This window comes from Mycobacterium sp. 1245499.0, assembly GCF_001673615.1.
In the GTDB taxonomy this organism is placed as follows: domain Bacteria; phylum Actinomycetota; class Actinomycetes; order Mycobacteriales; family Mycobacteriaceae; genus Mycobacterium; species Mycobacterium europaeum_A.
Map to the genome: position 1 here is coordinate 23,007 of NZ_LZMG01000024.1, position 7,463 is coordinate 30,469.

Sequence of the window (7,463 nt, forward strand, 5' to 3'; positions counted from 1 at the left end):
CGCGGCTAGGTTGAAGATTGTGGTTGGCGATCTGGGCGCCCTGGGAGCGGCAGTCAGTGCCGGCGTCTACAACGTCTACACCGGGGAATTAGGGGGCACCGCCGTGCCGACAGCGGCCCAGCTGGGCCTTGAGCCTCCCCGCTTCTGCGCGGCATGCGGGCGCCGGATGGTGGTGCAGGTGCGCCCCGACGGCTGGCGGGCCCGCTGTTCGCGGCACGGCGAGGTCGATTCCGCCGATCTGGAGACGCAACGGTGACCGAGCAGACCAAGGCGGACACCGCCGAACTTTCCGCGCCCACCACCGCGTCGAGCCGCAGGCGCGCGCTCCTGGTGGTGGCGCTTGCGTCGGCGGCGACCGGTCTGGCGATCGGCGGGCTGTGGGCCTTGATCGCCCCGCCGATTCGCGCCGTGGTGGCCCTCACCCGCTCGGGCGAGCGGGTCCACGACTATCTGGGCAACGAGTCCGAGCACTTCTTCGTCGCCCCCGCCCTGATGCTGGGGCTGCTGACCGCGCTGGCCGTGGTGGGCTCGGTCTGGGTGTGGCAGTGGCGCGAGCACCGCGGACCGGGAATGGTCATCGCGCTGTCGGCCGGCATGGTGGGCGCCGCCGCGGCGGCCTCGGCGGTGGGGGCCGGCCTGGTGCGGCTGAGCTACGGAGCGCTGGACTTCAATGCGGTGCCGCTGTCGAAAACCCCGTCGGTCGCCTACGTCACGCAGGCGCCGCCGGTGTTCTTCTCCGACGGTCCGCTGCAGATCGCGGTCAGCCTGCTGTGGCCGGCCGGAATCGCGGCCCTGGTCTACGCCGTGCGGGTGGCCGCCGACGCGCGCGACGACCTGGGTGCGTTTCCGCCGCAGCCGGGGCCCGCCGGTGGGGTGCCGGCGCGAGGGGGAGGCGCCGAAGCGCCCGTGTCATAGCGGACGGCGGCCGATCTTGCGGCCCGTGATGACCTTGGCCGCGATCTTCATCAGCCGGGCCATGCCGACGTAGGTCATCGGGTTGAACATCGTCGGCCACGTGGTCCGGACCAGGTGATCGGTCAGCGGGCGGCCTCCGAAGCGATCCGTCAGCCAGCGCAGCGCCATCGGCGCCGACAGCGGATGCAGCATCATGTGCTCGTTGAAGGCGTCGCGGTGGTAGGTGACCCGCGCGCCGCCGGCCGAATACGCGTCGGCCAGCACGTCGATGTCGTGGACGTCGATCAGGTAGTCGTGCACGGCCTGCACGATCAGCACCGGTGGCGTCGGAACGGCGGCGCCCAGCTTGATGTGGTCGAAGACGTGCGTGATCTCCGGGGTGGACAGGATCTGCTCGAGCGGCTCGTCGAGGTAGTCGCCCATGTCCTTGCCGGCCATCCGCACGACGGCTTCCACCGTCGTCATCTTCTCCAGCGAGTCCAGCAGCGCGCGCCCCTCCTCGTTGGTGTGCTCGCGGATCACCCGGTCCAGATCGGGGTAGATGTGCGCGAGCGCGGCCACCACGAGCGCGGGCAGCCCCGACAGGAAGCTGCCGTTGAGTCGGCGGAAGGTGTTGCCCAGGTCCCCGACGGGGGAGCCCAGCACCGCCCCGACGATGTCCAGTTCGGGCGCGTACTCGGCGCACATCTCGGCGGCCCAGGCGCTGGCCAGTCCGCCGCCGGAGTACCCCCACAGCCCGATGGGCGCCTCGGCGGACAGACCGAGGCGCTCCGAACTCAGCGCGGCCCGGATGCCGTCCAGGACGCGGTAGCCGGGTTCATACGGTGCGCCCCACAGGCCGCGCAGGCCCTCGTGGTCGGGCACGGAGACGGCCCATCCCTCGGCGACGGCGGCGGCGATCAGGAAAAGCTCGAACTGGCCGATCGCGCCCAGCGCCTTCGCCCGGCGCCGCAGTGCGTAGGACGGGAAACAGCGGGACGAGACGGCGTCGATCGCGCACTGGTAGGACAGCACCGGGCAGGGACGCCCCGGCGCCAGCTCGGCGGGGACGATCACCGTCGTGGCGGTGGCCTCTGGCTCGCCGTTCATGTCCATCGTGCGGTACAGCAGCTGGACGGCCTTGATCGGCTGCGGGATCAAGCCCAGGAACGCCAGCTCGACGTCGCGCGAGCGCAGCACTGTCCCGGGTTCGGCGTGCTGAAAGCCCAGTGGCGGCTGGTAGAACGGGTCGTCCGAGGGCAGCAGTGGACGAATCTTGTGCTGCAGTTCCTCGTGTGGCGGGCGGGCGATCCATTCCGCACCCTGCGTGCCTGCCAGGTTGCCGAGCTCAGCCATTGAGGCTCCCTTCGTGGCCACCCGGCATTCTTGCGTACGAACGGCAGGTAACCAAAACGCAATCGCCGCACTGTGAGCGACTTCTCGTCACACTAGCCAGGTCAGACGCGATTCACCCCCGCGTCGCCCGCCTTTCGCCCAAGCCTAGCCTGGCGACCCGGGCGGCCTGAGTGCGGCGAACTCGTCGGTGACCCGCAGCGCCGCGTCGGTGAACCGGTACAGCGCGGCCGGGCGTCCGCCGCTGCGGCCGGATTGCGCGATGGTGCCGGTCGCCGTGATGACGCCGCGCCGGGCCAGCACCCGCTGCAGGTTCGTCGCGTCGACCTGATAGCCCAACGCGGCGCCGTAGATGTCCCGCAGCGTGGAAAGCGCGAATTCCCTTGGAGCCAAAGCGAATCCGATGTTGGTGTAGGACAGTTTGGCGTTCAGCCTGGTGCGGGCGTTGTCCACCATCTGGCCGTGGTCGAAGGCCATCGGCGGCAGGCAGTTCACCGGGTGCCAGCGGGTGTCCGGCGGTAGTTCGGGGCTGGCGGGGGAGGGCACCAGGCCCAAGAAGGTGGACGCGATCACTCGGGCGCCGGGCACCCGCTGCGGGTCGGAGAACACCGCGAGTTGTTCCAGGTGCGCCAGCTCTTTGAGGTCGACCTTCTCGGCGAGCTGGCGCCGCACCGAGGTGATCATGTCCTCGTCGTTGCGCAGCCGACCGCCCGGCAGCGACCACTTGCCCTGTTGTGGATCCCGGGCGCGCTGCCATAACAGCACGTTCAGCTGCGGTTTCGCCGGGGGGCGTCCCTTCGTAACCTGTTCGCTCGCTTCGCGAACCTGGAACACGACCGCGAGCACTTCGTGGGCGGTGCTACCATGGGCCATGTTTTCGATTATAAGTCGAAAACCTCCTGGGCTGAAAGGAGCCGCCATGACGGTTATCAATCGCATGGACACGCTCGCCGAAAGCATGATCGCCGACATCACCAACTCGCCCACCGGCTACGCCGGCGTGGCCGGGGATGAGCAATGGGCCGCCGAGGTTCGCCGCCTGGCGAAGCTGCGCGGCGCCACCGTGCTGGCGCACAACTATCAGTTGCCCGAGATCCAGGACGTCGCCGACCACGTGGGCGACTCGCTGGCGTTGTCGCGGATCGCCGCCGAGGCGCCCGAGGACACCATCGTGTTCTGCGGGGTGCACTTCATGGCCGAGACGGCCAAGATCCTGAGCCCGGACAAGACCGTGCTCATCCCGGACCAGCGCGCCGGCTGCTCGCTGGCCGATTCCATCACCGCCGACGAACTGCGCGCCTGGAAGGACGACCACCCCGGCGCGGTCGTCGTCTCCTACGTCAACACCACGGCGGCGGTCAAGGCCCTCACCGACATCTGCTGCACCTCGTCCAACGCGGTCGAGGTCGTCGAGTCGATCGACCCCGACCGCGAGGTGCTGTTCTGCCCGGACCAGTTCCTCGGCGCCCATGTCCGTCGCATGACGGGCCGCGAGAACCTGCACGTGTGGGCGGGCGAATGCCACGTGCACGCCGGGATCAACGGCGACGAACTCAATGACCAGGCCCGCGCCAATCCCGACGCCGAGCTCTTCGTGCACCCCGAATGTGGTTGCGCCACTTCGGCCTTGTACCTCGCGGGCGAGGGCGCCTTCCCGCCGGACCGGGTGAAGATCTTGTCCACCGGCGGCATGCTGGAGGCCGCCAACCAGACCGACGCACGCAAGGTGCTGGTCGCCACCGAGGTCGGCATGCTCTACCAATTGCGCAGGGCGGCACCGCAAGTCGACTTCCGCGCCGTCAACGACCGCGCCTCCTGCAAATTCATGAAGATGATCACCCCGGCGGCCCTGCTGCGCTGCCTGGTCGAGGGGGCCGACGAGGTCGATGTCGACCCCGACGTCGCCGCCGCCGGCCGGCGCAGCGTACAGCGAATGATCGAAATCGGGCAGCCGGGCGGTGGCGAATGATCGTCCGTCCCCAGTGGACGCACAGCGCCGACGTCGTCGTGATCGGCACCGGCGTCGCGGGATTGGCCGCCGCGCTGGCCGCACACCGTGCCGGGCGCAGCGTCGTCGTGCTGAGCAAGGCTGACCAGGCGCGGGGGGCGACCGCCACCCATTACGCGCAGGGTGGCATCGCGGTGGTGCTGCCCGACAACGACGACTCGGTGGAGGCCCACGTCGCCGACACCGTGGTCGCCGGCGCCGGCCTGTGCGACCCGCAGTCGGTGTACTCGATCGTCGCCGACGGATATGCGGCGGTCGCCGAATTGGTCGGCGACGGAGCACGATTCGACGAGTCCGCGCCGGGCAAATGGGCGCTGACCCGCGAAGGCGGACACTCCCGGCGCCGCATCGTGCACGCCGGCGGCGACGCCACCGGTGCCGAGGTGCAGCGCGCGCTGGACCACGCGGCCCGCACGCTGGACATCCGCACCGGCCATGTTGCGCTGCGCGTGCTGCACGACGGCGCCGCGGTGAACGGCGTCCTGGCGGGCAACCCGGACGGCTACGGAATCATCAGCGCGCCCTCGGTGATCTTGGCCTCCGGGGGCCTCGGGCACCTGTACGGCGCGACCACCAACCCCGAGGGCTCCACCGGCGACGGCATCGCGCTGGCCCTGTGGGCCGGTGTCGCGGTCAGCGATCTCGAATTCATCCAGTTCCACCCCACGATGCTGTTCACCCCCGACGCCGCGAGCGGACGGCGCCCGCTGATCACCGAGGCCATTCGCGGCGAGGGCGCGAGACTGATTGACTCCCAAGGCAATTCGGTGACCGCCGGCGTCCACCCGATGGGCGATCTGGCGCCCCGCGACGTCGTCGCCGCGGCCATCGACACCCGGCTGAAGGCCACCGGCGATGCCTGCGTCTTCCTCGACGCGCGCCACATCGGTGACTTCGCCAACCGGTTCCCGACGGTGACGGCCGCCTGCCTGGCCGCCGGCATCGATCCGGTGCGTCAACCCATTCCCGTTGTCCCCGGGGCGCATTACAGCTGCGGCGGCATCGTCACCGACGTGTACGGCCAAACCGAACTGCCCGGATTGTTCGCCGCCGGCGAGGTGGCACGCACCGGACTGCACGGCGCCAACCGGCTGGCGTCCAACAGCCTGCTGGAAGGGCTGGTCGTCGGCGGGCGGGCCGGCAGGGCCGCGGCCGCGCACGCCGCGGCGACCGGGCGGGTGCACGCGGTCGCCCCCGAGCCGCTCGTCCACACCGCGCCGGCGCGCGCCGACCTGCAGCACGCGATGAGCCGGGACGCGTCGGTGGTGCGCGACGCCGCCGGCCTCACCCGGCTGTCGACCGTGCTGGCGCAGGCGAAGGTCCGCCCCGTTACCGGCCGCCGCGACTTCGAGGACGTCGCGCTGGCCGTCGCCGCCCGCGCGGTCACGACCGCCGCCCTGGCCCGCACCGAGAGTCGCGGTTGCCACCATCGCGCCGAGTACCCGCGGACCGCCTCGGAGCTGGGACGCAGCAACGTGTTGCGCCTGGCCGACGACCAGAGCGCGGTGCTGGTGGAGGCATTGGCGGCGGTCGTATGACCGCGATGTCCGACTGCGAACTGACCGCCGCGCGCGAAACCATCAAGCGCGGCCTGGTGGAGGATCTGCGCTACGGGCCGGACATCACCACCCTGGCGACGGTGCCCGCCGAGGCGGTGGCGACCGCGTCGATGGTGCCCCGCGAGCCGGGCGTGATCGCCGGGATCGACATCGCGTTGCTGGTGCTCGACGAGGTGCTCGGCGCCCGCGGCTACGAGGTCGTCGATCGCGTCGAGGACGGCGCCCACCTGCAGCCGGGTGAGTCGGTGCTGACGCTGCGAGCCGAGACCCGCGGCCTGCTGACCGCCGAGCGGACCATGCTCAACCTGATCTGCCACCTGTCCGGGATCGCCACCACGACGGCACACTGGGTGGCCGCCGTGCACGGCACCAAGGCCCAGGTGCGCGATACCCGCAAGACGCTGCCCGGCCTGCGCGTGCTGCAGAAATACGCGGTCCGGGTCGGCGGCGGCGTCAACCACCGGCTCGGGCTCGGCGACGCCGCCCTGATCAAGGACAACCACGTGGTGGCCGCGGGATCGGTGGTCGACGCGCTGCGGGCCGTGCGCGACGCGGCACCGGACCTACCCTGCGAGGTGGAAGTGGATTCACTCGAGCAGTTGGACGAGGTGCTGCCCGAGAAGCCCGAGCTGATCCTGCTGGACAACTTCCCGGTGTGGCAGACACAGATGGCCGTGCAGCGCCGCGACGCGCGCGCACCCGCCGTGCTGCTGGAATCTTCGGGCGGGCTCAGCCTCGACAACGCGGCCGCCTACGCCGCGACGGGGGTGGACTATCTGGCCGTCGGCGCCCTGACCCATTCGGTCCGGGTGCTCGACATCGGCCTCGACATGTAGGTGGGGCTTCCGGGCGCGCCGAGTGGGCGCCCGACGCCGGACCGTCGGCCGCGCGGGGCGCCTCAGGCGATGTCGGCGACGAAAACGCCGATCCGGCGCAGCTGCAGGCGCGCCATCGCCGGCAGACCGGCGCCGTCCGAGCCGGCGGGCAGGATCCGCGGGTTGGTCAGGTGCACGGTCCGGTGGCGGCTGAACTCCACGTCGGCCTCGCCCGCGGCCAGCACGTTCTTCACCCAGTTCGTTTTGCCGTGACCCAGCGCGATCGCCAGCACGTTGCCCTTGCGGTAGGGCGTGACGATGGTCTCGTACGGCTTGCCGGAGGTGCGGCCGCGATGCTTGATCGTCGCCGTCCCGGGCAGAAAGCGGGCGATCGGCTTGACCGCCGGGTTGAAGTACTTGATCTGAAACCGCTCGAACCAGGGCGGAAACACCATCGGGACACCCGGGGCGTTGTTGGGGTGATCCTTGGCGGACATGGCGGCTCCCTGGGTCGGCGCTACGTTTCAGCGCGGGGTATGGCCTCGATACCGGCACTGTACCGGTCGAATATCGACTTGAGTTCCTCTGGGACAATGGACAGCGTGAGCCCGACCCAACCGTCGCCGATGGCCCGTATCGACCTGCGGGGCGCGGAGCTGACGGCTGCGCGATTGCGGTCGGCGCTGCCCCGCGGCGGTGCCGACGTCGAGGCGGTGCTGCCCAAGGTCCGGCCCATCGTGGCCGCCGTCGCCGAGCGCGGCGCCGAGGCCGCCCTGGAATTCGGCGCCACCTTCGACGGGATCCGGCCCCCGGCCGTCCGTGTGCCCGGCGCTG

At 70.8% G+C, this 7,463-nt stretch carries 8 protein-coding genes and 1 pseudogene; 6 read left to right on the forward strand and 3 right to left on the reverse strand.

Features of this window, described 5'->3' with window-relative positions:
* The first annotated feature begins 19 nt into the window (after positions 1-19).
* Positions 20-256 (forward strand): hypothetical protein, encoded by a 237-nt coding sequence (locus A5646_RS00910; protein WP_066864141.1) that lies wholly within the window; start codon positions 20-22, stop codon positions 254-256.
* On the forward strand, positions 253-915 hold the full coding sequence (locus tag A5646_RS00915) for a DUF2567 domain-containing protein (RefSeq protein ID WP_067019195.1): 663 nt from the start codon (positions 253-255) through the stop codon (positions 913-915). The genes A5646_RS00910 and A5646_RS00915 overlap by 4 nt, the downstream gene beginning before the upstream one ends.
* Here the strand turns inward: A5646_RS00915 and A5646_RS00920 are convergent.
* Both A5646_RS00920 and A5646_RS00925 read right to left on the reverse strand, forming a co-directional pair.
* Entirely contained in the window at positions 910-2,250 is a 1,341-nt protein-coding gene (locus A5646_RS00920; protein WP_066877318.1) for a lipase family protein, read from the reverse strand. The genes A5646_RS00915 and A5646_RS00920 overlap by 6 nt on opposite strands.
* A 144-nt stretch (positions 2,251-2,394) precedes the next feature.
* On the reverse strand, positions 2,395-3,120 hold the full coding sequence (locus tag A5646_RS00925) for an NUDIX domain-containing protein (RefSeq protein WP_066864132.1): 726 nt from the start codon (positions 3,118-3,120) through the stop codon (positions 2,395-2,397).
* Between the two features lie 46 nt (positions 3,121-3,166).
* On the opposite strand from A5646_RS00925, the gene nadA reads away from it, so the two are divergent.
* From nadA to nadC, 3 genes are read left to right on the forward strand one after another with little or no spacing between them, the layout of a single operon-like run.
* Positions 3,167-4,216, forward strand: coding sequence for a quinolinate synthase NadA (gene nadA / locus A5646_RS00930; protein ID WP_067019199.1), 1,050 nt, complete (start codon positions 3,167-3,169; stop codon positions 4,214-4,216).
* Positions 4,213-5,793 (forward strand): L-aspartate oxidase, encoded by a 1,581-nt coding sequence (locus A5646_RS00935; protein WP_067019203.1) that lies wholly within the window; start codon positions 4,213-4,215, stop codon positions 5,791-5,793. Before nadA ends, A5646_RS00935 begins: the two co-directional genes overlap by 4 nt.
* Complete coding sequence (gene nadC, locus A5646_RS00940) at positions 5,790-6,650, forward strand: carboxylating nicotinate-nucleotide diphosphorylase (RefSeq protein ID WP_066864123.1); 861 nt, start codon at positions 5,790-5,792, stop codon at positions 6,648-6,650. Before A5646_RS00935 ends, nadC begins: the two co-directional genes overlap by 4 nt.
* Before the next feature lie 62 nt (positions 6,651-6,712).
* On the opposite strand, the gene A5646_RS00945 is transcribed toward nadC, so the two are convergent.
* On the reverse strand, positions 6,713-7,126 hold the full coding sequence (locus A5646_RS00945; RefSeq protein WP_066877322.1) for a nitroreductase family deazaflavin-dependent oxidoreductase: 414 nt from the start codon (positions 7,124-7,126) through the stop codon (positions 6,713-6,715).
* A gap of 96 nt (positions 7,127-7,222) precedes the next feature.
* Between A5646_RS00945 and A5646_RS00950 the strand changes: the two are divergent.
* Positions 7,223-7,463, forward strand: a pseudogene (locus A5646_RS00950) (histidinol dehydrogenase); the annotation flags it as partial.

Coding starts and splice junctions, on each gene's coding strand:
- A5646_RS00920 (WP_066877318.1), bottom strand. CDS start 2,250: ATGGCTGAGCTCGGCAACCTGGCAGGCACGCAGGGTGCGGAATGGATC.
- A5646_RS00925 (WP_066864132.1), bottom strand. CDS start 3,120: ATGGCCCATGGTAGCACCGCCCACGAAGTGCTCGCGGTCGTGTTCCAG.
- nadA (WP_067019199.1), top strand. CDS start 3,167: ATGACGGTTATCAATCGCATGGACACGCTCGCCGAAAGCATGATCGCC.
- A5646_RS00935 (WP_067019203.1), top strand. CDS start 4,213: ATGATCGTCCGTCCCCAGTGGACGCACAGCGCCGACGTCGTCGTGATC.
- nadC (WP_066864123.1), top strand. CDS start 5,790: ATGACCGCGATGTCCGACTGCGAACTGACCGCCGCGCGCGAAACCATC.
- A5646_RS00945 (WP_066877322.1), bottom strand. CDS start 7,126: ATGTCCGCCAAGGATCACCCCAACAACGCCCCGGGTGTCCCGATGGTG.